The organism is Actinosynnema sp. CA-299493 (assembly GCF_050946825.1).
In the GTDB taxonomy this organism is placed as follows: Bacteria; Actinomycetota; Actinomycetes; order Mycobacteriales; family Pseudonocardiaceae; genus Actinosynnema.
The window spans coordinates 51,085-76,983 of sequence record NZ_CP191993.1; the positions used below are offsets into that span (position 1 = coordinate 51,085).

General features: G+C 72.3%; 22 protein-coding genes. 11 read left to right on the forward strand and 11 right to left on the reverse strand.

What is annotated here, in order from left to right:
- The first annotated feature begins 41 nt into the window (after window positions 1-41).
- Complete coding sequence (locus tag ACQPYE_RS00260) at window positions 42-1,676, forward strand: TM0106 family RecB-like putative nuclease (protein WP_498718475.1); 1,635 nt, start codon at window positions 42-44, stop codon at window positions 1,674-1,676.
- A gap of 75 nt (window positions 1,677-1,751) precedes the next feature.
- On the opposite strand, the gene ACQPYE_RS00265 is transcribed toward ACQPYE_RS00260, so the two are convergent.
- Entirely contained in the window at window positions 1,752-2,504 is a 753-nt protein-coding gene (locus ACQPYE_RS00265) for an SDR family NAD(P)-dependent oxidoreductase (protein WP_498718476.1), read from the reverse strand.
- A gap of 281 nt (window positions 2,505-2,785) precedes the next feature.
- Here ACQPYE_RS00265 and ACQPYE_RS00270 point away from each other — a divergent pair, with 281 nt between their 5' ends.
- Together ACQPYE_RS00270 and ACQPYE_RS00275 are read left to right on the forward strand one after the other, a co-directional pair.
- Complete coding sequence (locus ACQPYE_RS00270) at window positions 2,786-4,084, forward strand: UDP-glucose dehydrogenase family protein (RefSeq protein ID WP_498718477.1); 1,299 nt, start codon at window positions 2,786-2,788, stop codon at window positions 4,082-4,084.
- A gap of 85 nt (window positions 4,085-4,169) precedes the next feature.
- Window positions 4,170-5,966, forward strand: coding sequence for a gamma-glutamyltransferase family protein (locus ACQPYE_RS00275; RefSeq protein WP_498718478.1), 1,797 nt, complete (start codon window positions 4,170-4,172; stop codon window positions 5,964-5,966).
- Window positions 5,967-6,063: 97 nt separating this feature from the next.
- Here ACQPYE_RS00275 and ACQPYE_RS00280 read toward each other — a convergent pair whose 3' ends face one another.
- Both ACQPYE_RS00280 and ACQPYE_RS00285 read right to left on the reverse strand, forming a co-directional pair.
- Window positions 6,064-6,333, reverse strand: a complete 270-nt coding sequence (locus ACQPYE_RS00280) for a hypothetical protein (protein ID WP_498718479.1) — start codon at window positions 6,331-6,333, stop codon at window positions 6,064-6,066.
- A 65-nt stretch (window positions 6,334-6,398) separates the two neighbouring features.
- Window positions 6,399-6,671, reverse strand: coding sequence for a hypothetical protein (locus ACQPYE_RS00285; RefSeq protein ID WP_498718480.1), 273 nt, complete (start codon window positions 6,669-6,671; stop codon window positions 6,399-6,401).
- A 108-nt stretch (window positions 6,672-6,779) separates the two neighbouring features.
- Here ACQPYE_RS00285 and ACQPYE_RS00290 point away from each other — a divergent pair, with 108 nt between their 5' ends.
- The 4 genes from ACQPYE_RS00290 (at window position 6,780) to ACQPYE_RS00305 (ending at window position 9,315) form a co-directional block, all read left to right on the forward strand.
- On the forward strand, window positions 6,780-7,598 hold the full coding sequence (locus ACQPYE_RS00290) for a helix-turn-helix domain-containing protein (RefSeq protein ID WP_498718481.1): 819 nt from the start codon (window positions 6,780-6,782) through the stop codon (window positions 7,596-7,598).
- A gap of 16 nt (window positions 7,599-7,614) precedes the next feature.
- Window positions 7,615-7,791 (forward strand): DUF397 domain-containing protein, encoded by a 177-nt coding sequence (locus tag ACQPYE_RS00295; protein WP_498718482.1) that lies wholly within the window; start codon window positions 7,615-7,617, stop codon window positions 7,789-7,791.
- Between the two features lie 65 nt (window positions 7,792-7,856).
- A complete protein-coding gene (locus ACQPYE_RS00300) occupies window positions 7,857-8,759 on the forward strand; it encodes a sensor histidine kinase (protein WP_498718483.1) in 903 nt (300 codons plus the stop codon).
- Entirely contained in the window at window positions 8,656-9,315 is a 660-nt protein-coding gene (locus ACQPYE_RS00305) for a response regulator transcription factor (RefSeq protein WP_498718484.1), read from the forward strand. Before ACQPYE_RS00300 ends, ACQPYE_RS00305 begins: the two co-directional genes overlap by 104 nt.
- Window positions 9,316-9,457: 142 nt before the next feature.
- On the opposite strand, the gene ACQPYE_RS00310 is transcribed toward ACQPYE_RS00305, so the two are convergent.
- Window positions 9,458-9,832: a hypothetical protein gene (locus ACQPYE_RS00310; RefSeq protein ID WP_360789996.1), complete on the reverse strand. Its 375-nt coding sequence runs from the start codon at window positions 9,830-9,832 to the stop codon at window positions 9,458-9,460.
- Between the two features lie 363 nt (window positions 9,833-10,195).
- Between ACQPYE_RS00310 and ACQPYE_RS00315 the strand changes: the two genes are divergently transcribed.
- On the forward strand, window positions 10,196-11,473 hold the full coding sequence (locus ACQPYE_RS00315; protein WP_498718485.1) for an alginate O-acetyltransferase AlgX-related protein: 1,278 nt from the start codon (window positions 10,196-10,198) through the stop codon (window positions 11,471-11,473).
- Here ACQPYE_RS00315 and ACQPYE_RS00320 read toward each other — a convergent pair.
- The 6 genes from ACQPYE_RS00320 to ACQPYE_RS00345 all read right to left on the reverse strand — a co-directional run bounded on the left by ACQPYE_RS00320 (window position 11,470) and on the right by ACQPYE_RS00345 (window position 21,090).
- Entirely contained in the window at window positions 11,470-13,527 is a 2,058-nt protein-coding gene (locus ACQPYE_RS00320; RefSeq protein ID WP_498723093.1) for an acyltransferase family protein, read from the reverse strand. The genes ACQPYE_RS00315 and ACQPYE_RS00320 overlap by 4 nt on opposite strands.
- Window positions 13,452-14,567, reverse strand: coding sequence for an acyltransferase family protein (locus ACQPYE_RS00325; protein WP_498718486.1), 1,116 nt, complete (start codon window positions 14,565-14,567; stop codon window positions 13,452-13,454). The genes ACQPYE_RS00320 and ACQPYE_RS00325 overlap by 76 nt, the downstream gene beginning before the upstream one ends.
- The gene (locus tag ACQPYE_RS00330) at window positions 14,564-15,529 is read right to left on the reverse strand and encodes a hypothetical protein (RefSeq protein ID WP_498718487.1); all 966 of its coding nucleotides are present in this window, start codon (window positions 15,527-15,529) and stop codon (window positions 14,564-14,566) included. The genes ACQPYE_RS00325 and ACQPYE_RS00330 overlap by 4 nt, the downstream gene beginning before the upstream one ends.
- The gene (locus ACQPYE_RS00335) at window positions 15,522-16,166 is read right to left on the reverse strand and encodes a hypothetical protein (RefSeq protein ID WP_498718488.1); all 645 of its coding nucleotides are present in this window, start codon (window positions 16,164-16,166) and stop codon (window positions 15,522-15,524) included. Before ACQPYE_RS00335 ends, ACQPYE_RS00330 begins: the two co-directional genes overlap by 8 nt.
- 93 nt (window positions 16,167-16,259) lie before the next feature.
- On the reverse strand, window positions 16,260-19,979 hold the full coding sequence (locus ACQPYE_RS00340; protein WP_498718489.1) for an FkbM family methyltransferase: 3,720 nt from the start codon (window positions 19,977-19,979) through the stop codon (window positions 16,260-16,262).
- Entirely contained in the window at window positions 19,972-21,090 is a 1,119-nt protein-coding gene (locus ACQPYE_RS00345) for a hypothetical protein (protein WP_498718490.1), read from the reverse strand. The genes ACQPYE_RS00340 and ACQPYE_RS00345 overlap by 8 nt, the downstream gene beginning before the upstream one ends.
- A gap of 264 nt (window positions 21,091-21,354) precedes the next feature.
- Here ACQPYE_RS00345 and ACQPYE_RS00350 point away from each other — a divergent pair, with 264 nt between their 5' ends.
- Window positions 21,355-22,296: a glycoside hydrolase family 6 protein gene (locus tag ACQPYE_RS00350; RefSeq protein WP_498718492.1), complete on the forward strand. Its 942-nt coding sequence runs from the start codon at window positions 21,355-21,357 to the stop codon at window positions 22,294-22,296.
- 339 nt (window positions 22,297-22,635) lie between these two features.
- On the forward strand, window positions 22,636-24,387 hold the full coding sequence (locus ACQPYE_RS00355; protein ID WP_498718493.1) for an ABC transporter ATP-binding protein: 1,752 nt from the start codon (window positions 22,636-22,638) through the stop codon (window positions 24,385-24,387).
- A gap of 47 nt (window positions 24,388-24,434) precedes the next feature.
- Here the strand turns inward: ACQPYE_RS00355 and ACQPYE_RS00360 are convergent, their stop codons facing one another.
- Window positions 24,435-25,367, reverse strand: a complete 933-nt coding sequence (locus tag ACQPYE_RS00360; protein WP_498718494.1) for a hypothetical protein — start codon at window positions 25,365-25,367, stop codon at window positions 24,435-24,437.
- Between the two features lie 56 nt (window positions 25,368-25,423).
- On the opposite strand from ACQPYE_RS00360, the gene ACQPYE_RS00365 reads away from it, so the two are divergent.
- Window positions 25,424-25,891 (forward strand): hypothetical protein, encoded by a 468-nt coding sequence (locus ACQPYE_RS00365; protein WP_498718496.1) that lies wholly within the window; start codon window positions 25,424-25,426, stop codon window positions 25,889-25,891.
- The last annotated feature ends 8 nt before the right edge of the window (window positions 25,892-25,899 follow it).

Here is a 25,899-nt window from a genome sequence, read left to right on the forward strand (position 1 = left end):
TTGCCGGTACGAGGGCGCGCCCGGCGTCATACGCTGCACCGGTGACTTCCCAGGTGCAGCTCGACGCCGGCGTGGTCACTCGTTGCCGGCGGCGGGTGCACCTCGAACACGATCCGACCATGCGCGACGTGCCCAGACTGCCGCCGGACCCCACCGGTCAGCAGCGCAAGGCCGACGCGAACGACCACCGGCGCGCGGTCGCCACCGCGCTGGGCCGGTTCGTCGGGTCCGACCTGATGGAGATACCGCAGGACGTGCCGTCGGCCGACCGCGAGCGCGTCACCGCCGCCGCGATGCAGGCGGGTGTGCCGTACATCTGGGGCGCGGCGCTGCCGCGCGACCCGCTGGGCGGCCGGCGCGGCGGCATCGACCTGCTGGTGAAGGAGACGACCGGGTACGTGCCGGTGCTCGTGGTCCGGCACAAGGTCAGCGACCCCGGCCAGGGCGCGCGGACGTCGCCGCTGTCCTACCCGCTGCCGGGTGGCGCGCGGGTCGACCCGCTGCGCAAGGTCCGGCCCCAGCCGCGCGACCAGCTCCGGCTGGCGCACGCCCAGCGGCAGCTCCAGGCGTCCGGCTTCGCCGCGCGGGGCCGGTCGACCGGCGGCGTGATCGGCATGGACGCCGACGTCGTCGTGTGGCACGACCTCGAAGCGCCCACGTGGCCGGGCGGCAAGAACGCCCTCGCCGAGTACGACAGCCGGTTCGCCGACCGGCTGGCCGTGGCGTCCGCCGCCGCCACCGGCGCCGACCCGCAGGCCCGCCCGTCCCGGATCGTGGAGTGCCGCAGCTGCCCGTGGTGGCCGGTGTGCGAGGCCGACCTGAAGACCGCGCGCGACGTCAGCCTCGTGGTGCGCGGCGAGGACGCCGTGGCGCTGCGCAAGGCCGGCGTCCACACCGTCGACGAACTGGCCGCGCTGGACCCGGGCGCGCAGGTCGTGCCCCTGGTCGGGATGCTGCACCCGGACGCGGTGATCCTCGCCCGCGCCTGGCTGCGCGACCTCACGGTGGTGCGCCGCGTGTCCCGCATGGAGGTGCCGCGCGCCGACGTCGAGGTCGACGTGGACATGGAGAGCTTCGGCGACCTCGGCGCGTACATGTGGGGCTGCTGGCTGTCCGGGCAGGACGTCGGCGAGGAGCACGGCTACCGCGCGTTCGCCACCTGGGACCCGCTGCCGTGCGCGGACGAGGCCCGGTCGTTCGCCGAGTTCTGGGGCTGGCTGACGGGCGTCCGGCTGCGCGCCCGCGCGCGTGGCCTGTCGTTCAAGGCCTACTGCTACAACGAGCTCGCGGAGAACCGCTGGCTGCTCGGGTCGGCCGAGCGGTTCAAGGGGCAGCCCGGCATCCCCACCGTGGCCCAGGTGCGGGAGTTCATCACGTCCGACTCGTGGGTCGACCTGTTCGGCATCGTGCAGGAGCAGTTCCTGTGCGCGCACGGCAAGGGCCTGAAGACGATCGCCCCGGTCGCCGGCTTCCGCTGGCGCGACCCGGAGGCGGGCGGCGAGAACTCGATGCGCTGGTACCGCGACGCCGTGGGCATGGACGGCCACCCGCCGGACCCCGCCCAGCGCCGCCGGCTGCTGGAGTACAACGAGGACGACGTCCGCGCCACCCACACCCTGAGGCTGTGGATGACGTCGGACGCCATGGACGACCTCCCCTTCGCCGGGGATTTGTAGTCCCCGCCTACCGCACCACCACGCGAGGTCGCGACTTCCAGGCGACCGAGCCGCCGTCTGCGGGGCAGCGGCACTTCAACGGGGCGCCATCCGCAGCGCGCCGTCCATGCGGATGACCTCGCCGTTCAGGTAGTCGTGCTCGACGATCGACACGGCCAGCCGGGCGTACTCCTCCGGCAGCGCCAGCCGCTTCGGGAACGGCACGCCCGCCGCCAGGCCCGCCCGGAACTCGTCCGACACGGTGGCCAGCATCGGCGTGTCCACGATGCCCGGCGCGATCGTCATCACCCGCACGCCCACCGACGACAGGTCCCGCGCGGCGGGCAGCGTCATGCCGACCACCGCGGCCTTCGAGGCCGCGTACGCGACCTGGCCGATCTGCCCGTCGAACGCCGCGATCGACGCCGTGTTGACCACCACGCCCCGCTGGCCGTGCTCCAGCGGCTCGGTCTTGCCCATCGCCGCCGCCGCCAGCCGCAGCACGTTGAACGTGCCGACCAGGTTGACGTCGATGACCTTCCGGTACAGGTCGAGGCTGTGCGGGCCGGACTTGCCGACCGTCCGCGCCGACGGGCCGATGCCCGCGCAGTTCACCACGACCCGCAGCGGCGAGCCGGAGCCGGCGGCCGTGTCGACGGCGGCCTGGACGTCCTCCTCGGAGGTCACGTCCGCCGCCAGGTAGGTGACGCCCTCGACGTCGGGGGCGTCGTCGGTGGCGAGGTCCAGCGCGAACACCGCCGCACCACGTGCCGCCAACGCCCGTGCGGTCGCGAGGCCAAGCCCGGACGCGCCGCCGGTGACGATCGCCGCGGTACCCGAGATCTCCATACATCCTCCTGTCCGTGGGACCAGGAGGTTAACGGTCGTTCAGCCCCCGGCGCTCGGAGAAGTGGAGCAATGCGACCAACGGCACGGCCGCCAGCACCGCCATGCCCACGAAGAGCAGGGAGAACAGGACGAGTTCCATACCCATGACCTTGCCTCCAGCCAGGCGAAACCGCGTCCGCCGCGAGGGGTGTTTCCCCGTACACCCGGGGGACTACCCACCTCACTCTCCGCATACGCCTGGTGTTTGACCCACGGTCAACTCCAGGTGTCACCGTCACCCCATGTTCGTCCGGCGGATCGCGGTCGTGGGAACGGGTTACGTGGGCCTGACGACGGGGGCGTGCCTCGCCTCCCTCGGGCATCGGGTCGTGTGCGCGGACGTGGACGCGCTGAAGGTCGCCCGGCTGCGCGCCGGGCAGGTCGACATCCTGGAACCGGACCTCGCCGACCTGGTCGTGGCCGGGCAGTCCGCGGGACGGCTCGCGTTCGTGGAGGGCGCGCGGCACGCCGTAGGTGACGCCGAGGTGGTGTTCCTGTGCCTGCCGACACCCATGGGCGTCGGTGGCGCGGCCGATCTCGGCGCGGTCGAGGCGGTGGCCCGGGAGATCCGCGACGTCCTCCCCCACGGCGCGGTCGTGGTGTGCAAGTCCACCGTTCCGGTCGGGACGTCCACCCGGGTCGCGGCCCTGCTCGGGCGGGAGGACGTCGCCGTCGTCTCCAACCCGGAGTTCCTGCGCGAGGGCAGCGCCGTGCGCGACTTCCTGCACCCCGACCGGATCGTGGTCGGCTCCGACTCGCCGCAAGCCGCCGAACGCGTCGGCGCGCTGTTCAGCAGGCTCGGCGCGCCCACCGTGCTCATGGACGCGGCCAGCGCCGAGCTGGTTAAGTACGCCGCCAACTGCTTCCTGGCGATGAAGCTGTCCTACGTCAACGCGGTCGCCGAGCTGTGCGAGCTCGTCGGCGCGGACGTCACCTCCGTCACCGAGGGCATGGGCTACGACAAGCGCATCGGCCAGTCGTTCCTCCAGCCAGGCCCCGGCTGGGGCGGGTCGTGCCTGCCCAAGGACACGCACGCCATGGTGCGCATCGCCGAGGCCGTCGGCGTCGACTTCCCGCTGGTCAAGGCCACCATCGAGACGAACGCCCGGCAGCAGCGGCGGGTGGTGGAGAAGCTGCGCCGCGCCATCGGACCGCTCGCCGGCGCCCGCATCGGCGTGCTGGGGCTCGCGTTCAAGGCGGGCACCAACGACCTGCGCGACTCGCCCGCGCTGGCGGTGGCGGAGCTGCTCGCGTTCGAGGGTGCGGAGCTGGTCGCCCACGACCCGGAGATCAGCCGGCCGCTGGTGGGGATGACCGTGGTCGACTCGCCGTACGCGGCGGTGCGCGACGCGGACGCGGTCGTGCTGCTGACCGAGTGGCCGGAGTTCCGCGCGCTGGACTGGGCGCTGGTGGCGTCGGCGATGTCCGGCTCGACGGTGCTGGACACGCGCAACCACCTCGACCCGGACGCCTTGGCGCGGGCGGGGCTCGTGCTGCACGGCCTGGGGCGTGAGCTGCGGGTCCCCGACCAGGCGAGGTGAGGGTGGTTCGGGTTCAGCGGATCTTCAGGACACGGTCTCGTTAGCCGGGGTAACAAAATCCGGCGGGCCGACGTAGGTTGTCGAAATGTTCACCACGCGTCCTGAACTCGTCGGCACGCACGGAATGGTCGCGTCCACGCACTGGCTCGCCTCCAGCGCGGGCATGGCCGTCCTGGAGGACGGCGGCAACGCCTTCGACGCCGCGGTCGCGGTCGGCTTCGTGCTGCAAGTGGTGGAACCGCACCTCAACGGGCCGGGCGGCGAGGTGCCCGTGGTGTTCGCCGCCGCCGGCGAGACCGCGCCCCGCGTGCTGTGCGGTCAGGGCGTGGCGCCCGCCGGTGCGACGATCTCGCACTACACGGGCCTGGGGCTGGACCTCGTGCCGGGCAGCGGGCTGCTGGCGGCCACCGTGCCGGGCGCGTGGGACGGCTGGCTGACGTTGCTGCGCGACTACGGGACCAAGTCGCTGCGCGAGGTGCTGGGGTACGCGATCGGGTACGCGCGGGACGGGTTCCCGCTGCTGGAACGGGCGGCGTTCACCATCGCGACGGTCGCCGACCTGTTCCGGGAGCACTGGACGTCGTCGGCGTCGCTGTGGCTGCCCGGCGGGAAGCCGCCGGTGGCCGGCGCGCGGTTCCGCAACCCCAAGCTCGCGGACACCTGGGAGTGGCTGCTGGCCGCCGCCGAGGCCGCCGGGTCGGACCGGGAGGCGCAGCTGGAGGCGGCGCGCCGGGCGTGGTCGCAGGGGTTCGTGGCGGCGCAGGTGGACGAGTTCTCCCGGATCGCGCACCGCGACGACTCGGGGGTCGACCACGCCGGCGTGCTGACCGGTGCGGACATGGCGTCGTGGGAGGCGTCGTACGAGGACGCCGTGTCGGTGGACTTCGGGTCGTGGAGCGTGGTGAAGCCTGGGGCCTGGACCCAGGGACCGGTGCTGTTGCAGCAGTTGCTGCTGCTGGAGGGCTTCGCGGACCGGCTGTCCTACGCGGGCGGCGTGCCGTCGGCGGAGACCGTGCACCTGGCGGTGGAGTGCGCGAAGCTGGCGTTCGCCGACCGGGAGGCCTGGTACGGCGATCACGGCGACGTGCCGTTGGACGTGCTCCTGTCGAGGGAGTACGCGGACCGCCGCCGGCGACTCGTCGCCGATCACGCGTCACTCGACCTGCGACCCGGTTCACCCGGATCGGTGGAAGCACGCCTTCCCGGGCACGTCCTGCGCGGCCCGCGCGTCGCGAGCCGACAGGACGGCGGCGGCGCGCTCGGCGAACCCACCGTGTCGAGCGCGGGCACGGTCAAGGGCGACACGGTCCACGTGGACGTGGTCGACCGCTGGGGGAACATCGTGTCGGCCACCCCGTCCGGCGGCTGGCTCCAGTCCTCGCCGGCCATCCCGTCGCTCGGGTTCTGCCTCGGCAGCCGGGCGCAGATGTTCTGGCTGGACGAGGGCCTGCCGAACTCCCTCGCGCCGGGCAAGCGCCCCCGGATCACCCTGTCCCCGACCCTGGCCCTGCACGACGGCCTGCCCGCGATGGCCTTCGGCACCCCGGGCGGCGACCAGCAGGACCAGTGGCAGCTGGGGTTCTGGCTCGCGCACACCGCGGGCGGGATGAACCTCCAGGAGGCCATCGACTCGCCGATGTGGCACACCAACGCGTTCCCGAGCTCGTTCTACCCGCGGTCGTGGACGCCCGGCGAGGTCGTGGTCGAGTCGCGGATCGGCGACGCCGCGATGGCGGAGCTGCGCGAACGCGGCCACGCGGTCCTCGACGCCGGACCGTGGACGCTGGGCCGGATGTCGGCCGTGGCCCGGGATTCGCGCGACGGCCTGCTGCGTGCCGCCGCCAACCCGCGCGGTGGCCAGGGTTACGCCGTCGGCCGCTGACCGGGTCGGGCTGCTCGGCTGATCGGCGCTGATCGGCCTGGTTGGAACGGCCCCGGCCCGAGGGGGAGGGGGCCGGGACCGCTCCGGATCGGGGGTGTCAGCGGCCGAGGCTGATCTTCAGGTCCAGCGGCCCGCCGGTGGCGCCGTCGCCCAGGACCAGGGGACCGGTGACGACCGGGCCGGCCGGGTTCGAGAGGTCGACCCGGACCACGTCGCCGAGGTTCGCGACCTTGCCCGGTTCGGCGTCGAGGTCGGGCCGCGCGTGCGCACCGAGGTCGACGGCCTGCGCGGTGCCGCCCAGGCCGAGCATGACGGCCGCGCCGCCGAGGGTGACCGCGGCTCCGGCGATGGTCTTCCTGAGGTTCATGGCCCGGAAAGTTTCGCAATCCGGGTGTCCGGTTCAAGCTCGCTAATCCACCCGAGTGGACTACTTCACCCGGTCCGGTGGAGCCCGGTCCAGTGCAAACCCACCGTGCAGACCCGCGTCCCACCTCGCCACACCGCGACCGAGTAGACGCCCTTCGGCGCTCCTGCCCGCGCCAGGAAGTCCACCGCACACCCCCGCGTGTACCGGTCCTTCCACTCCGCGCCACGTTCGATGTACCAACCGTGGTCGTTGACGTTCTCGACGTGCTCGCGCACGAGCGAGCCGTTGGCCTGACGCCGGAAGTACTCGATCCGGTGCAGGTAGGCCGTGTCCGTCATGGGGTCACGGTCGTCGGCGGAAGCCCTCGTTGAGATTCCCACCCGCTGTTTCCGCCGCCGTAGCGTTGCGCGGTCGGATGATCACACGCTGATCCGGAGGTGGTGCCGATGACCAGGAACGAGCCGACTCACCGGATGCGCAGGCTGGGGGAGGTCCTGCGGGAGCTGCGCCTGCGGGCCGGCCTCTCGCAGCAGGAAGCAGCCGACCGGCTCAACTACGACCACCGCAAGATCAGCCGGATCGAGAAGGGCCAGCGACCCGACTACCACGGCATGCGCGCCATGCTCGACACCTACGGCGTCCCGTTCTCCCAGTGGGAGCCGTACATGGAGATGTACGCGAGGGCGTTGGAGAAGGGCTGGTGGAGCAAGTACGACCTCGACGACCAGGGGTACATCAGCCTGGAGCACGACGCGTCCAAGGTCTCCGACTTCCAGGTCACCTACGTCCCTGGACTGCTCCAGACCGCCGACTACTCGCGGGCCGTGCTGGCCGGCGCGCGGGTGCAGCGGTCGAAGCGGTGGATCGCGAACCAGATCGAGGTGAGGCTGCTCAGGCAGGAGCAGCTGCTCGGTGAAGAACCGGTCGAACTGCACGCGATCATGTTGGAGAGTGCGCTGGCCCAGGTCTCGCAGGCTCAGTTGCTGCACCTCGACTCGCGGTGCCGACTCCCCAACGTGACGGTCCAGGTCCTGCCGCATCGGGCGGGGTTCCATGAAGGGCAGTACGGCGCGTTCACCGTGCTGGACTTCCCGATGAAGGCGGACCGATCGGTGCTGTACGTCGAGCACGCGGCCGGGTCGTTGCACGTGGAGGACCCGGCGAAGGTGAAGGTGGCTAAGCTGAACTTCACCCATCTCTCGAAATTGGCGTTGTCTCCCGAGGAGTCCGCCGAGTGGATCGGGGCGCTGACCGCTGAGCGATAGGGATCGGGGTGTCACCGTGTGGCGCAAGAGCAGCCGTAGCAACGGGGGCGGGAACGGCAACTGCGTCGAGGTCTCGTTGACGGGCCTCTCGGCACGCGTTCGGGACTCGAAGAACCCGGCCGGGCCGACCGTGGCGCTGCCGGACTGGGCGGGCTTCCTGAACGCGGTCAAGAAGGGCGCGTACGACGCCTGACGTACGGGCGTGAGCCGCCTCTGAGGGGACGCTGACCTGCGCCGGCCTCCCGTACCGTCGTCGGCATGGCGTGGCTGGCGTGGGTCTGGTTCGCGGCGACGTTCGCGCCGCTGGTCTGGCGCAAGCGCTTCCCCGTCGCCGTCATCGCGGTCACCGGGATGTCGACGTGGCTCTACTACGTCACCGGGCACTGGGGTCCGCTGATCGCCGCGCCCGCCATCGCCGTGCTCTCCCTGCGCCGCACCCGGGTCCGCGAACAGCGCGGCCGCCAGGCGGAGGAGGAGCGGTTGCGCATCGCGCGGGAGGTGCACGACGTCGTCGCGCACAGCCTGGCCATGATCAACGTGCAGGCCGGTGTCGCCGCGCACGTCGCCGACCGCCGTCCCGAAGAGGCGGTCAAGGCCCTCAGGGCGATCAAGGCGGCCAGCGGCCACGCGTTGGACGACCTGCGCGCGACCCTCGGCGTGCTGCGGACCGGCGGGGGCACGACGCCGGTGCCCGGTCTGGACCGGCTGGACGAGCTGGTGGAGCCCGTGCCGGTCGCCAAGGTCGTCGGCACGCCGGGCGCGGTGCCCGCACCCGTCGACGCCGCCGCGTACCGGGTGGTGCAGGAGGCGTTGACCAACGCGATGCGGTACGCGCCGGACGCGTCCGAGATCGTCATCTCGTTCGAGCGCACCGAGGACGCCCTGGTCCTCACCGTCACCGACGACGGCACGACCAGGGGCGGCCAGGCGCCGCAGGGCGCAGGCTCCGGCATCCGCGGCATGCGGGAGCGGGTCGAGGCGCTCGGCGGCACGCTGGACGCCGGACCATCGGCCGCGGGCTTCACCGTCCACGCGGTCCTACCGTGGGAGGTTCGTGGTGATCAGGGTGGTGCTGGCCGACGACCAGGCGTTGGTGCGCGCGGGTTTCCGCCTGCTGCTCGACACCGAGGACGGCTTCGAGGTCGTCGGCGAGGCCGGTGACGGCGCGGAGGCGGTCCGGCGCGCGCACGAGCACCGACCGGACGTCGTGGTGATGGACATCCGGATGCCCGGCACCGACGGCCTGGCCGCCACGCGGCAGATCTGCGCCGAGCTGCCGGACGTGAAGGTGCTGGTGCTGACGACCTTCAACGTGGACGAGTACGTGTTCGAGGCGTTGCGGAGCGGCGCGTCGGGCTTCCTGCTCAAGGACACCGATCCGGTCGAGCTGCTGCGCGCCCTCACGGTGGTCGCGGAGGGTGAGGCGCTCCTCGCACCGAGTGTCACCCGGAAGTTGATCGAGGAGTTCGCGAACCGACCGGAGCACCGCCGTCCCGATCCCAGGGCGTTGCGCGGGCTGACCGCTCGGGAGCGGGAGATCCTCGCGCTCGTCGCGGCCGGGATGTCGAACGAGGAGATCGCCGGGCACCTCGTGATCAGTCCGGCGACATCGCGCACCCACGTCAGTCGGGTGATGACCAAACTGGGCGCGCGGGACCGCGCACAACTCGTCGTGCTCGCCTATGAATCAGGTTTGGTGTCACCGCGCCGAGGGTGAATATTCATTGTTGGGAACGCGCCTGGCGCACGCGGACCGGCTTCGAAACTTCTACGTAAAACGTAGAACAATCACGGACAGTAACCGAAACGCCGATACCCGCCGCATTGTGTGTGCGGCGGGTGACGTTAACGGGAGATGTCTAGGCGATAGCGCCGGGCGGCAGGTTCAGCTTGAACGGCAGGGTGGTCACGACCGCGAGGTCGGATGCCGTCTTCTTCATCAGCGTCGGCGCGTTGCGCGTGCCGGGCTCCGGCAGGTCGAGCAGCCGGTCCACGGCCTCGACCAGCGGTCCCTCGTAAATCCAGACGGCCTGGGCGGCGCGCTGGCTGTCCCGGACGGCCGGGAGCCTGCCCGCGCGGGCCTCGGTCTCGGACCAGAACAGGATCGAGTCGATGAACCCTCTGCGCTGCTTGAACGCCATGATGCGGTCGAGCTGTCCGTCCTCGTCCCGGAGGTGGAGGAACTGGAACCCGCTTTCGCGCAGCTCGATGACCTTACTCAGTGCGAGATCCATGACGCACCTACCTCTGTTCTGAGGTCCCCTAGCAGGCACAGGTCGTACGACCCGAAATGATCGTACGGCAAGTGGACAAGCCGCCATAGGGACTAGACCGGTGGGGCGGTCTCAATACGGGTTCGCCCACCTTCGGATTTCGATGCGGAGCACAGGACTCGAACGGTTCGCACTAAAAACGCCAGCGCTCCGGCGGTGACCAGCATCACAGTGGGCCACATGCGATCCTCCGGTGCGTCAGGTGTCCTGCCACCCGAAGAGACGTTCGCCATGGCCGCTGGGTTGCACGCGCGACAGTTCTTGAATCCCCACCTTGAGGTGAACCACTAACAGGTGATGTGCGCGCCGGCTACGCTGTTCGGCGTGAGCACCGACCCGCCCAAGAGCCTCCCGGCGGTGCCGGAGTCGCTGCTACCCCGCGAGCACGCCCTCTACCGCCCTCGGCACAGCGGCCGCCAGCGCACCGCGCTCACCCTCGCGGTCCTCTTCTTCTGCGCGCCCGCCCTGCTGCTGGTCGTCGGCGTGCGCCCGGCGGAGTTCGAGAACCGCAAGCTCGCCGAGTTCCCGTCGATCACCGACGGCTGGGGCTTCTTCACCGGGCTCAACGCGTGGGCGAGCGACCACGTGCCGCTGCGCGACAAGGCCGTGGCCGCCGCGAACGGCATCAGCCGCGGCGTCTTCGGCGAGGCGCCGGACCTCGACCGGCGGCAGGACGTGGTCGGCCCGGTGCCGACGCCGCCGAAGGACCCGTCCGCGGATCTGCCCGACCCGACGGCGTTCGTCGACGTGATCGAGGGCAAGGACGACTGGCTGTTCCTCGGCGCGGACGTCGAGGGCGCGTGCGACCCGGTGATGCCGGTCGCCGAGGTGCACGCCCGGCTGGCCCGCCTGCGCGCCGCGGTCGAGTCGTCGGGGCGGCGGTTCCTGCTGATCGTCGCGCCGAACAAGAGCACGATGGTGCCCGACTACCTGCCGTCGAAGTTCTACGGCAAGGACTGCTTCAACAAGGCGCGCGACGAGTTCTGGCGGGGGATCGGCAAGACGGGCGCGCTCGACCTGCGGTCGCGGATCGAGGAGACCGCCGAGCTGACCGACCGCCTGCCCTACCCGAAGTACGACAGCCACTGGACCCACGAGGGCAGCCTCGTGATGGCCCGCGTCATCACCGACACCGTCAAGCCGAACACGTCCCGGGACTGGAAGGTCGAGCCGACGAAGGTGGTCGACCGCGAGGGCGACCTGGCGCCGTTGCTGGGTCGGACCGCGACCGACCCGATCCAGTCCTACGACCTCGCGCCCGACGGCAGGACGGTGCGCAACCACGAGATCGCGCCCGACCCCAAGCCGCAGCGGTTCACGCAGCCGCCGGCGAAGGGCGTGGCGACCGCCAAGGTGGGATTGCTCGGCGACTCGTTCGCCTACTACGCGGCGCAGTACCTGGTGGCCTGCTTCACCGACTTGACGATGGTGCACGTCGAACGCCTCACCCACGACCCGCGCGAGGTCGCCCGCGCCCTCGCGGCCAACGACGTCGTGGTGCTGGAAGCGGCCGAGCGGCTCCTCGTCAGCGGGCTGGACCCGGTGCTCGAACCACCGGTCATCGACATCATCGCCGAGGAGATGGCGAAGCAGCCGCGCTAGCGGTGGTGGCCGTTCTCCTTGGCGTGGTTGGCGAGCAGCGCCGCGACCGTCACCGCGGGCCCGCTGTCCTCGCGCAGGCGCCGGCGCCCGGGCGTGGGCGCCTCGTCGGCTTCGGGCTCCTCGACCGGCCAGACCGCGGCGGGCAGGTACTGGGTCGCGTCCTCGACCGGCGGGGGTGAGGGCGGGGGTGTCGGCCGTGGCGCGGGCGGGCGCGGCGGGGGTAGGGCCGGTGTGCGCTGGGCCGGCGTGCCGCGCGGGGGTGTGCCGGGGACCGGTGACCCGTTGGCCGGTGACCCGTTGGCCGCGCCCCTCGGCGGCGCGCCGTTGACCGGAGAGCCGTTGACCGGTGAGCCGTTGACCGGTGAGCCGTTGACGGGTGAGCCGTTGACGGGTGTGCCGCGAGCCGGCGTGCCGTTGACCGGTGCGCTGCGCGGCGGTGTGCCGTTGACCGGCAGGCCGCGCGGCGGTGTGCCGGGAACCGGAACTCCCCTGGGCGGTGCGCCGTTCACGGGTGCGCCGTTGACCGGCATGCCCCGGGGTGGCGTGCGCGGAGGCGGGGTGCGTTGGAGCGGGGTGCCCTGCGGTGGGGTGCGGGGTGGCGTGCGCCGGGGTGGTGGCGTGCGCGAGCGGACCGGGCGGATGATCTCGGTCGGGTCCTCCCGCACGGGCGCGGGTTCGTCCGGCTCCTCGGACTCGTCCGGCCAGTCGGCGTCCTCGACGTCGTCGAACCCGTCGTCGAGCCCGTCCTCGATCCCGTCGTCCTCGAACTCGGCTTCGGCCGCCTCCGCTTCGAGCTCCGCTTCCGGCTCGGGCACGGGCGCGGGCTTGCGGGACAGCTTCCGGGCCAGCGCGTGGCTCGGCTTCTCCACGTACCGGTAGCTCAGCTCCACCACGCCGAACGTCAGGGCCACCGCGAGCGGGATCGCCAGCAGCAGCGGCACGGTCGGCCGGATCAGGTCCAGCGTCACGAACGCCACGAGACCGTGCAGCAGGTAGATCGAGTAGCTGCGCTCGGAGAGCAGGATCCAGACCTTGCGCTCCTTGAGCCGCGACTCCGCGAAGTACCCGGCCATGAAGAACAGCAGCGCGAACGCCAGCGCGAGGTTGTACGAGGTGTCGAGCCGGCCGAGCTTCAGGAACTCGGCGAGCACGTACAGCGACCACGCGATGCCGACGTACACCCCGCCCAGCCACAGCGGCACGCGCTTGCTCGTGGTCGCCCAGATGATCTGGCCGATGATCGGGATGGGCAGGTACGACACGTTCACCGCGAACAGCGCCCACGACGCGCCGAACTCGCGGGCGCTCATCATCACCACGAACACGAACGTCAGCTGCACGCCGATGGCGAGCCACGTCCAGCGCCGCATCACCGGCAGCAGCACCACCAGCAGGAGGTAGAACACGACCTCGACGACCAGCGTCCACGCGACGCCGACCATCACCACCTGCGGCACGATCAGGTAGTTGATCACCAGCGAGTTGGTGAGGACGGTCCACCAGGTGATCGTCGGCTCCTCCGCGCCGATCAGCGTCCGCGCGCCGAGCAGGATCACCGCGGCGGTCAGCAGCACCACGAACGTCATCGGGATGTAGACCCGGACCACCCGGTTGAGGCCGAACCGGCGCCGGCCCTGCCGCAGCGCGATCGGCGTCACCACGAACCCGCTGACCAGGAAGAAGAACGGCACCGCGATCTGGCCGATGCCCTGCAACCCCATGTGCATCGGGTCGCTGGTCAGCGCGTCGATGAAGTCGATGCCCGGTGTCGGCCCGACCTCGCGCTTGGCGACCCACTGCTCGGCGATGTGGCTGTAGAAGACGAGCAGGGCGGCCAGCCCGCGTCCGATGTCGATGAACGCGATGCGGACCTTCGGCGGTGCCGTCTGACCGTCCAGGGGTCCGCCCCTTCCCCGTCGCCGCCTCCCCGCCGCCCAGCATGGTAACGGAAGGCTCTCGATCAGACGGCGGATCGTGACTATCCCGCGCGGCCGGTGGCGCTGCCCCGTCGTTCCCAGCGGCGGACCGCCCGATCGGCGGGCATCTCGATCCAGCGGTGCAGCGCCTCGGCCGCCACCGCGGTCGTCACCAGGCCCAGCACCGCCACCAGCGTGGGATCGAGGTGGGGCATCAGGGTGTCGTACAGGGGGTACATCGCGCTGAGGTGGATCAGGTAGATCGCGTAGGTCCGCTTCGACCAGCCGCGGATGAACGCCGACCGGCTCAGCGGACCGCTCGCGGCCACCAGCAGCACGGTCAGCAGCACGGCGACCAGCAGCGTGCGCGGCACCGAGTCGCCCTGGTCCGTGTGGCCGCCGACCTTGTCCACCCAGACGAACAGGGTGAAGTGCACCGCGCCGATGGCCGTGCCCGCGACCGGGTGCACCTTGCCGGAGTGCACCAGCGAGATCAGCTGCCCGAGCACCAGCACCGGCAGGTAGGACGCGAACTGGCCGATCTCGTGACCGAGCACGGTCGGGACGTGGCCGACGACCAGCAGCACGGTGAAGCACAGCGGCGCGGCGGCCAGCGGCGGAATCCAGGCGCGCTTGCGCAGCAGCGGGATGGTCAGCGCGACGTAGCAGTAGAAGACGACCTGCACCTGGAGCGTCCACGTCACCGCGACCAGCGCCACCTGCGGCGTCTGCAGGAAGTTGACCAGGAACATGCCGCTGACCAGGTCGCCGAGGTCGAGGTCCGCCTCGCGGGCCGACGACACCCGGAAGCCGAGGTTGATCAGCACCCACACGACGACCGTGACGACCCACAGCAGCGGGAGCAGCCGCACGACGCGGCGGCGCAGGAACTGCAACGGGCGCTCGCGGTTCGCCACGTGCGTCACCACCACGCCGCTGACGACCAGGAACAGCGCGACGCCGAGGAACGACAGGCGCGGGTTGAGGTGCAGCGGCTCGACGACGCCGCGCTCGACCGCCGTCGCCAGCCAGAACTCGCGGTCGTTCAGCGTGAACCAGGCGATCAGGTGGGTGAGCACGACCGCGCAGGACGCGATGACCCGCAGCAGGTCGAGGCCGTGCAGGTACCCGGCGCTCTTGGGGATGACCTCGGTCCGTGCCAGCGTGTCCGCCGTCATGCCACCTTCTCCGAACCCCGGTGCAGCGCCTCCGCGGCGCCGCCGGCGCACACCGTGCCGAGCAGCAGGGCGATCGTCGGCGGCACGACGTCCGCCAGCACGCCGGTCACCGCGTAACCGACGACCGGGACGGACGCGTACAGCGGCACCGCGCGGCTGCTCAGCCAGCGCACCGGGCGGGTCGCCGCCAACGACGCGCCACGCGGCAGCGCGATCAGGAACAACAGCAGCGCCAGCACGCCGCCGTACGGTCGCCAGTAGCCGGCCAGGTCCGGCGCCATCCCGTCGGCCAGCACCAGCAGCGCCACGGCGAGCAGGCCGAGCCCGAAGCCGTGCGCCGCGGTCAGCCGCCCCGCGCGCACCTGCCAGGCCACCTGACCCAGCGCGGTCAGCGGCAGGAGCCCGCCGACCAGGCCGAGCAGGCGCAGCACGTCCGGACCACCGCCGCCGGCCCAGCCGCCCGCCAGCACCAGCACGCAGGCGATCTCCAGCTGCACCAGCACCGCCAGCCACGGCGCGCCGCGCTCCACCGGCCGCAGCAGGAGCACGAGCAGCCCCGCCGACGCCACCGCCGCGACCGGCGCCGTCACCGCCGCGTCGGTCAACGGCTCCGCGCCGACCAGCGACAGCAGCACGCCCACCAGGACCGCGCACACCACCGCGGGCACGACCCGGCGCAGCAACCGGACCGCCGCCGGCCACCGGTCGACGCCCGCGACCGCGTGCCCGGCCGCCATCAGCAGCAGGGCGACGCCGAGGAAGCCGAAGTCCTCGCCGATCCCGGTCGGCTGGTTGACCCAGCTCCGGACCACCACGACCAGCCCGGCCTGGTGGTCGTGCCGGTTCGGCCACAGGCCGAACAGGTAGCTGTAGGCGAGCAGGCACACGGCGGTCGCGGTCACCACGCGCACACCGGGCGGGGTCGTGCCGCCGGTCCCGACGGCCGTCATCGTCTCAGCCATCGGCCGGCAGCGCCCGCAACTGCCTCGCCAGCAGCGGCCCGAACTCGGCGGTGAGGTCGAACGACCTGGCGTTCAACTCGACCCGGACCAGCAGGTCCCGGTGCACGTAGTAGCCGCGGGTGGTCGGCCGCGGCGCGGGGTCGACGTCCGGGTGCCGGACCACCCGCGTCACCCGGGTGACGCCGTGCTCGGGCGGTATCCGCTCCAGGCCGAAGCCCAGTTGCAGCTCGTCCAGGCGGTCGGCGGCCCGCAGCGCGGCGTCCCGGTCCGCCATCCGGATCACGGCGACGAGCACCCGCCCCTCGGGCCGCTTGGACGACACGGTCATCCGCGCCGCGCCCGCCCCTTCCTCCTGGTAGACCGCGACCTCGGCCCGGTTGAGGAAGTCGAGCCTGAGCATGTCCGGGAACGCGCGGACGAAGTCGTAGGACTCGGTGCCCGAGTCGAAGTCCGCCAGCGCCAGCGGGTCGGCGGCCAGCCGGCCCGCCTCGCCGGTCGGCGGCACGTTGCGCGCGCTCGCCGGCAGCGGTTGCCCGCCCCACAGGCCCCACGCGCCGAGGGCGACGGCGGCGAGCAGCGCGATGATCGACAAGGTGCCGAGGAGGGAGGTGCGCGACGGCGTCCGGCGGTCGGACACGGAACCTCCTCATGGACGCGGCTCCCACCGGTGGGTGGGAGCCGCGTCGATTGTAAGTGAGGAGCTCGGCCGTCCGCGCCGAGAACGCTCAGGTCAGAGTGGTCGGAGCCACAGCGTGACGAAGCCGGTGTCGACCGCGTTGGCCTGGCGCACCAGGTCGTCGTCGGCGTGCTCGGCCTCCGGGTCGGCGCCGAGCGGCACGGGGGCGTAGCCCATCTTGCGGTAGCCGAGGAGCACCTGGAGCGGGTCGTCGCCCAGCTCCTCGATCGCGCTCGGGCAGAACTCGCACACCACGTGCGGGCGGTCGCGCTCCAGCACGGCGGTCAGACCCGCGAGCGCCCGGTGGTCGCGGCCCTGGAGGTCGACCTTCACCAGCGTGACGCGGCGGTCGGTCACCTCGGACCTGCCGTCGAGCCGGATCGCGGGGATCACCACGCCGCCCGCGCCCTCGTCGGACAGCTCGTGCGCCCGGTGGTCGCCGCTGTTGTCGTCCTCGGCCTGCACGAGGCGGATGCTGCCGTCCTCGTCCCACGCCGCGACCGGCAGCACGTCGACGGTCCGCGCGCCCTCGGCGCCCAGGTTGGCCACGACGTTGCGGCGCAGGTACTCGGCGTTGACCGGGTTGGCCTCCACCGCGACGACCGACGCGACGCCCTCGGCCCGCTGGAGCAGGCGCAGCGTGTGGTAGCCGACGTGCGCGCCGATGTCGAGGAACGTGCCGTCGCCGACGAGCCGGGCCATCAGGTCGGCCTCCTCGACCTCCCACGACCGGTGGTAGGCGAGCCACGGCAGCACGACGTTGTCCACGGGCAGCAGCAACGCGCCCGCGTCGCACACCACCACGTCCGCGCCCGCGGGCACCGGCGCGTGCCGCAGCCGTGCCGTGTCCTGCACCGCGGACAGGGTCCGGGCCAGGTCCGCGATCCGCTGCTCGTCGCCGTCGAGCCGCTCGTCGCGCTCGGCGAACCGGGTGTGCGTGGCGCGCTCGTCGTCCTCCAGCCGCGACCACACCCGCTCCAGGGTGCTGTCGAGCCGCCGTTCCAGGTTCGTCAGGCCCGCCAGGTTCGTCGCCGCGCTGTCCTCGGCGGCGGCGCGGAACTCGTCCTGCACGCTCGCCAGCCGGGTCTTGAGGCCCTCGTTCGCCCAGCGCGTCGACTCGACGTTCGACTCGACCGCCTCCAGCCGCGCGACCACGCTGTGCAACGTGTCCTCGACGCCGCCGACGAGCGTGCCCATCACCTTGCGCTGGTGCACGTCGTAGTGGTCGATGGCGCGCAGCACGGCCTTGCGCAGCGCGGGCGCCAGCGGCATGCGCGACGCCGCGCCCACCTCGGCCCGCCACAGCAACGCCTGCTTCGACTCGCGCAACGGCCGCAGCAGGTCCGCGCCCGGCAGCTCGGCCCGGTAACCCGCGCCGCCGCTGCCCTGCCAGCTCTCGTACGCCGCGCGCAGCTGCTCGGCCATCCACGTGGCGGCCCGCCGCACCGACCGCGTGCGCAGGACGTGCTCCCGGGCCGCACGACCGCGGCGGGCGGCCTCGGCCGGGTTGTCCGCGACCTCGCGCATGGCGCGGGCGGCGGCGTCCAGGTCGGGCTCGGCCCACATCGCGCTCGCCGGGTACGGGTGGTTGCCCGGACCCACCGGCACCAGCTTGGCCGGCACCGGCCAGCCGGTCTTCGCGTTCAGGAACTCCGCGGTGCTGGAGTAGTCGGTGGAGATCACCGGCATGGCCCGCGCCATCGCCTCGGCCACGGTGAGGCCGAAGCCCTCGCTGCGGTGCAACGAGACGTAGGCGCTGCTCGACGCGTACAGCTCGTCCAGCTCCCGCACCGACAGGTAGCGCTCGACCAGCTCGATCCGCGGGTCGTCCATGACCCTCACCCGCAGCCGCTCGGCGGTGTGCGGGTTCTTGTCGCCGTTGATCGCCTTGAGCACCAGGCGCACGTCGTCGCGGCCCTCGAAGGCCCGCTGGAACGCCTCGACCAGGCCCCACGGGTTCTTGCGCTGGCCGATGCTGAAGAAGTCGAACGCGAACAGGAACTGCACCGGGTCGCCGGGCCGGCGTTCCGGCCGGGACACCGCGCCGGGGTCGCGCACGGGCACCGGGATCGCCTTCACCGGCACCGACGTGTGCTTGGCGATGGCGTCGCGGCAGAACTCGCTGACCGTCCACACCTCGTCGACCAGGTCGAACGCGTGGTGCATCTCGCCGGGGAACTCCTCGAGCTCCCAGGCCCACAGGCCGATCCGGTAGCGGTGGTGGCCGACGTGCGGCTGGTGGTCCAGCACCGCGCGCGTCTGGTCGGCGTTCACGCACAGCAGGCTGATCGGGAACCGCGGCCGGCCGACCGTGCCCGGCTCGGCCAGGCCCGTGCGGTTGGACACCAGCTGGTCCTCGACCACCGAGACGACCGGCACGCCGGACTCGCGGATCGCGTCGTGCACCAGCCGTGCCATCTCGCCGACGCCCAGCTCCGCGGTCAGGTAGCCGACCACGTTGACGCCGAACTCGTCCGACGGCTCGGACGGCTCGACCGGCTCGGCGGGCAGCGCCCACGCCGGCAGCGACGCCTCGGTCACGCCGGAGCTCGCGCACCAGGAGCGGAACGGCGCGGCGTCACGGCTGTGCGGCAGCGGGAACGCGGTCCTCAGGTCGGGGCGCGACTCCCACACCGCGTGCACGAGGCGGCTCAGCGTGGTGCCGACGGGCGCGTCGTCGGGCGGACCGGCGAGCCACCGGCGCAGCGCCTCGCCGCCGTCGGCGTCGAACGCGTGCGGCGGGACCGGGGTCCTGCGGTTGCCGGCCAGGCCGTGGGCGTCCTCGCGCTCGGCCTTCACCCACGCGTCCCGGTACAGGGTGCGCATGGCCGGGCTGATCTTCGTGCCGTCGGCCATCTTCGCGAAGCCGTACGGGATCGACTCCAGCGTCTCGGCGTAACCGTTGCCCTGCAAGGCCGCGCGGTAGCCGTCGCACAGCTCGCGGACGGTGGGGTGCTCGGACAGCACCACGCGCGGCCGGTTCGGCGTGTGGTGGGACAGCAGCCACGGCTTCTCCGGCCGGTACCCGCTGTAGTGGAAGAACCGCAGCCGGTGGCCGCCCGCGGTCAGCACGCCGTCCGCGTCGCGTTCGACCGGGCGCTCGTGGATGTTCCAGTAGGCGACGTTGAAGCCGGGGTCGCGCAGCACGGTGTTCCCGAACAGCGCGGGGACCTGGTCGACCCACCGCTGGTCGGTGAACAGCTGCTTCTCCGGCGCGACGATCGCGTCGTGGCGCAGCCGCTCGGCCCAGAAGTCCAGGAACGGCTCCGAACCGGGACCGGTGGCCACGAAACCGAGGTTGAAGATCCCGGCGCCCATGATCGCGGCTTCGCTCGGGTCCTTGCCGTCACGCGGCAGCGGGGTGAGGAAGTGCGGCGTGAGCACGATGCCGTGCGCGAGGGCCAGCTCCGCCAGTTCCGGCATCGGCGCGAAGACCTGGATGTCCGGGTCCAGGTAGATCACCACGTCGGCGTGCGCCCGCAGCTCGCGCAGCAGGTACGGCTTCACCGCCGTGGCCAGCTCGGTGATGTTGTAGGCCGTGGCCATGCGCAGGTAGTCGTCCGCGTCGATGCCGCCGGCCTCGGGGCCGACCGTGCGCAACCGGCCCTGCCGCTCGCCCGAACCGCGTGGCGCGTCGATCACCGCGATCACGAACTCGTGGTCCGGGTGGTGTTCGAGGTACGACGCGGCGAGGACGCGCGCGGCGGGCATGTAGTTGCGGGCGACGACGGTGCACGCGGTGACGGCGCCGCCGGCGTTGCGCGGGTCAGCCATCGGCGGGGAGCACCTCGAGCTCGGCTTCCAGGGCCTCGTCGAAACCCTTGCGCGCGGCGGTGAGCGTGGACGAGGCCACGTCGACCCGGATGATCAGGTCCTTGCTGCTGTAGTGGCCGCGGACGCGGGCGAGCGCCGGGTCCTTCGCGTCGATCTGGCCGGCCACCACGCCGGTGGGACTACCCGTGACCTGCGTCATGCCGTTGTTGATCTGGGTGTTGTGCAGGCCGAGCACGGCCGCCGCGGCGGACGCGGCGTCGGCGCCCTGCACGATCAGGATGATGCCCTTGGAGCCGTCGTCCAGGGTGAACTGGGTCAGCTTGGTCTTGGTGGCGCCCGCGGTCGTGTAGAGCGCGGCCTCCGAGTCCAGCAGGTACTTGAGGTTCGGGACCGCGGTGAAGTCGGTCACCGCCTTGTTCGTGGCGACCTTGCCGGGGATGTCGCCGAGGGGCAGCGGGTCCGGCGGCGGCTGCGACGTGGTGGTCGTGGGCGCGGTCGTCCCGGTGGTGCTGCCACCGGCCGTGGACGACGACTCGCCGCGCCCCCAGATCCAGTAGGCGCCGAACGCGATGCCCGCGAGCAGCACGACGGCCACCACGATCCCGATGACCTTGCCCTTGCCGCTGCCGCTGTCGTCGAAGACCTCGGGGCCCTGCGCGATCCAGCTCGGGTTGGCGTCGCCGATCGGGCTGTAGTTGTCGCCACCCCACGGCGGCGTGCTCGACGGCGGGCCGGACTGCCAGCCACCCTGCTGCTGCTGTTGCTGCGGCGGCGGCATCTGGTGCTGCGGCGGCGCGATGGGGGTCACGTACTGGGTGCGGTCGGCGTCGGCCGGCCGCTGGCTGACCACCTGCGTCCGGTCCGGGTTCGCCTGCTGCTGCGCGCCGGGCGTGACGATCTGGGTGGCCTCGGGGTTCTGGTTCGGCGGCGACGGCGGCACCGCGTCCCACCGCACGGGGGGTGCGAACGGGCCGCTGTTGGGCGGTGCGGCCGGGCCGCCACCCGAGGCGGCGGCGAGGAGTTCATCCCGGCGTCGGCGGTAGTCGTCGGCGCTGATCCGACCCTCCGCCAATGTGCGGTCCAGCTCTGCCAGGTCCTCTTGCCAGGACATTCCGCTCCTCCAGGGGTTGCCGCGCGAGCGCCATTGTTGCTTATGCGTCCGTGGCGGGTGCGGGCGTACGGCACTTGTGATGCGGTCGTTGCCGGCCGTTGCACCCTCCGGTCGGTGCCCGGCCACCGAACAGCACGTGGAACGGGCCGTGTGACGAAAGCCGAGCGGGGCGTGAGGGCTCCCCGAGTGCGATGTTCCCCACACGCCGGGTGAGTGCTTTGATCGATGGGCCGCCGCCGCGTGGACCGAGCGGAAGGATCGTCGATGCGCTTGACCGCGACAGTGCTCGCCCTGCTCGCCGTGCTGGTCGTCCCGGGCCAGGCGAATGCCGCCAGCCCGATCGGCCTGACCAGCGGTTTCTACGTCGACCCCAACTCGAACCCCGCCGTCTGGGTGCGCAACAACCCCAACGACGGCCGCACGTCGGCCATCAGGTCGTCCCTCTCCACCAAGCCGATGGCGCGGTGGTTCGGCAGTTGGAGCGGTGACATCCGCACGGCCGTCGGGAACTACGTGGCCGCCGCCGACGCGGCCGACAAGCTGCCGGTCCTCGTCGCCTACAACATCCCCGGCCGGGACGCGTGCGGTGGGCACTCCGGTGGTGGCGCGGGATCACCCGAGGCCTACCGGGCGTGGATCTCGAACTTCGCGTCGGCCATCGGCACGCGCCCCGCCGTCGTGGTGATCGAGCCGGACTCGCTGGCCGACTTCAACTGCATGACGCCCGACGCCGTCACCGCGCGCAACGCGATGATCCGCTACGCCACCGAGCAGTTCCGCGACCGCGCGCCGAACACGTGGGCCTACCTGGACGCGGGCAACGCCCGCTGGGTGCCCGCGAACACCATGGCGGGCCGGTTGGACGCGGCCGGCGTGCGCAACGTGCGCGGGTTCGCGATCAACGTCTCCAACTACTACCCGACGACCGAGTCCGCGTCCTACGGCAACTCGGTGAACGGCTCCCTGCCCGGCTACACCAAGGCCTTCGTCATCGACACCAGCCGCAACGGCAACGGGTCCAACGGCGAGTGGTGCAACCCGGGTCAGCGCAAGCTCGGCGCGACCGCCCAGACCGGCGGCGGCGCGGAGATGCTGCTGTGGGTCAAGGTCCCCGGCGACTCCGACGGCAACTGCGGCACCGCGCCGAACACGCCCGCGGGCACGTTCGACCCGGAGATCGCCTACCGGCTGGTGTTCGGCTACTGACCGACCGGGCGGGTGTCCCCACCGGCACCCGCCCGCCGGTGCCCGCAGTGGCGAGCGCGACACCCGACCGATCCGCACCTCCCGACCGGGCCGGCCGCTGTCACTTCCCGTAGTGGTAGCGACACGCGGCGTACTACCGCCGGTTTGCGCCTGCTCGACGGCGTTGAACAACCGCCGGACGTCCTTCGGACTCCGCAGCGGTAGGTGGTTCGGGCAGGTGTCCTTACCCGCCCGGCCAGGGCAAATGGGGTGGACCGGCCACCTACGATGTGAGAGCGCTCTCCCCACACGGCGCGGTGTGGGTTTCTCGTGACCCCCGTTCGCAGGAGCCCCCGCACCATGCCCCACGGTCCGCTCGACCACCGCTACCGCGGCGAGCACCCCATCCGCACCCTCCTCTACCTCTTCCGCGACGACCGCGCGAAGCTCGGCCTCGGCGCCGGCGCGTTCTTCGTCAAGCACAGCCCCACCTGGCTCACCCCGGTCATCACCGCCCACGTCATCGACGTCGTCGTGGAGCGCAAGCCGGTCACCGGCATCTGGCTCGGCGCGGGGTTGCTGCTGGTCACGCTCGTGCTGAACTACCCGTTCGCGGTCCTCTACACGCGCTGGTGGTACGGCAGCGCGCGCCGGACGGGGATGCGGATGCGGTCGGCGCTGAGCCGGCGGATGCAGCAGCTGTCCATCGGCTACCACGCCCGGGTCAGCGCCGGCGTGCTGCAGACGAAGGTCATCCGGGACGTCGAGAGCATCGAGACGTCCACCCAGCAGGTCGGCGACCAGGGCCTCTCGGCGCTGGCGACGTTGATCGGCGCGCTGGTCGTGATCAGCTTGAGCGCGCCCGCGTTCCTGCCGGTGTTCCTGCTGGTCGTGCCCGCGGCGGCGGTGCTGGTGATGTGGTTGCGCGGCCGGCTGCGCGCGTACAACGAGTCGTTCCGCCAGGAGGTCGAGCAGCTGTCGTCGCGGGTCGGCGAGATGACCACGCTCATCCCGATCACCCGCGCGCACGGCCTGGAGAGCACCGCCCTCGACCGCATGGACGGCACGCTGCGCCAGGTCTTCGCCGCCGGCATGAAGCTGGACGGCCTCAACGTCCGCTTCGGCGCGCTGGCGTGGATCCTGCTCAACGCCCTCGGCGTCGGCTGCCTCGCCGGCGCGGCCCTGGCCGCCTACCACGGCCGGCTGTCCGTCACACCGGGCGACGTGGTCATGCTCAGCGCCTACTTCGCCTCCCTGACCGGCGCGGTCACCACGTTGATGAGCCTGACACCGCTGATCAGCAAGGGCTTGGAGTCGGTGCGCTCGCTCGGCGAGGTGCTCCAGGCGCCGGACCTGGAGCACAACGCGGGCAAGGCGCAGGTCGACGTCGTGCACGGCGGCGTGCGGTTCGAGGACGTCGGGTTCGCCTACCCGGAGTCCGCGCGGAACTCGGTCAGCGACTTCACCCTCGACGTGCGGCCGGGCGAGACGATCGCGCTGGTCGGCGCGTCCGGCGCGGGCAAGTCGACGGCGGTGAACCTGGTCATCGGGTTCCTGCGGCCGACCGAGGGCCGCATCCTGCTCGACGGTGTCGACATGGAGGCGTTGGACCTGCGCAGCTACCGCCGGTTCGTGTCGGTGGTGCCGCAGGAGTCGATCCTGTTCGAGGGCACGATCCGGGACAACGTCACCTACGGCCTGGACGACGTGCCCGAGGACGTGGTGCGGCGGGCGTTGGCCGACGCGAACGCCCTGGAGTTCATCGACCGGCTGCCGACCGGGCTGGACACCGTGGTCGGCGAGCGCGGCGCGCGGCTGTCCGGCGGCCAGAAGCAGCGGCTGGCGATCGCCCGGGCGCTGATCCGCGACCCGCGCGTGCTGGTGCTGGACGAGGCGACCTCCGCGCTGGACAACAGGTCCGAGGCGCTGGTGCAGCAGGCGCTGGCCCGCTTGGTGCACGGCCGCACGGTGTTCGTGGTGGCGCACCGGCTGTCCACGATCCGCAACGCCGACCGCATCGTGGTGATGGAGGACGGTCGGATCGCGGAGATCGGCTCGCACGACGAGCTGCTCCGGACCGGTGGCCAGTACGCGCGGGCGCAGAGCGCGTAGCCGGGGACCGCGCGGGAAGCGGGGCGGTCCCCGGCTGCGGGCCGCCCTCAGTTCTTCCTGGTGAGCAGGGTGGGTCCGACGATGCGGCGCGCGATCCGGCGCAACTTGCTGCGCGAGGTGGCGGGCGGCGTCGGCTTGGCGGCGGCGGTCGCGGCGGGCGCCGGTGCCGGTGCTTCGGCGGGCTCGGTGACGGGCGCCGCGCCGGGCGCGGGTGGCGTGGCGACGGGCGCGAGCGCTTCGGCGGCGGGCGGGTCGGCGGGCGCGGTCACGGGCGGCACGGGTGCGAACGCCGCGGTCCGGTCGGCGGGCGCGGGCGCGAAGGGCGACGCGGCGGACGGACCGGCGGGCGCGAAGAACGACGTGGTGGGCGGGTCGGCCGGCGCGAACGTGGGCGCGGCGGGCGCAGGGGGCACGCTGGTGAGGACGGGTGCGCCGAGTGCGCTGGTGCCGAGTGCGCCGGCGGCCGGCGTGGGCGCGACGGGCGCGGGTGCGCCTAGTGCGTTGGCGGCGGGCGCGGGCGCGGGTGCGTTGGTCACAGGTGCGGGTGCGGCGGGCGCAGGTGCGTTGGCGGCGAGCGCGGGTGCGGCGGGCGTGGGAGCTGGTGCGCCGAGTGCGTTGGCGGTGGGCCCGGCTGCGGCGGGTGCCGGCGCGGTGGCGGTGGCGGGCGGTGCGAGTGTGGCGGGCGGTGCGTCGGCGGCTCCGTCGAGCCTGCCCTTGAGCGCGTCGACGAGCCTGCCGTTGCTGTGGCCGTGACCGTTGGTGTGGCCGTTGCCGTTGCTGTGGCCGTTGAGCGTGCCGTTCGACCTGCCGGACACCGGCTCGAACTTCGTGGTCGCCGCCGCGACCGGCGCGAGGTTGGTCGCGGTCATCGGCTCGGCGGTGGGCCAAGCGGGCTCCCGCACGGCGGCGATGGGCCGCACGCGGATCGTGGGCGTGTCGTTGGTTCGCTGGGGCTGGGTGGGCACCTGGCTGGACGTCACGCCCCGATCTTGCCAAAACACGTTCGGTTATCCGTTGCCGGGCGAGTCAGCAGAAGATGAACCCGCACGGTCTGCGGGTCGTCGTCGTGGTCGTCGTGGTGGTGGTGGGACGCCGCGTCGTGGTCGTCGTCGTGGTCGGCCGCGCGGTGGTGGTGGTCGTCGTGGACGACGTGGTGGTGGTGACGGTGGTGCTCGTCGTCGTGGTGGTCGTGGTCGAGGACGCCGACGTGGTGCTCGACCGGTCGCTTGACCTGGTGCCGGCCGACGTCGTGCCGGTCGTGGGGGTCGTGCGGCCCGGCTGCTCGCTGCGCTTGACGACCACGACCTCGCCGCCACCGGTCGGCTCCAGGCCGCGCGGCGGCTTGGCCGTGCTCCCGTGCGCCGCCAACAGCGCGGCCACCGCCGCGCCGATCAGGGCGCCGAACGCGAGCCGGCCGGGTCCACCCAACGCCGTGAGCATCCCCAACGACTACCGGCCTCACTCATTGGGGTCAAATCCTCGCGGACAACTGGTACCGGCCTGACACTTCGG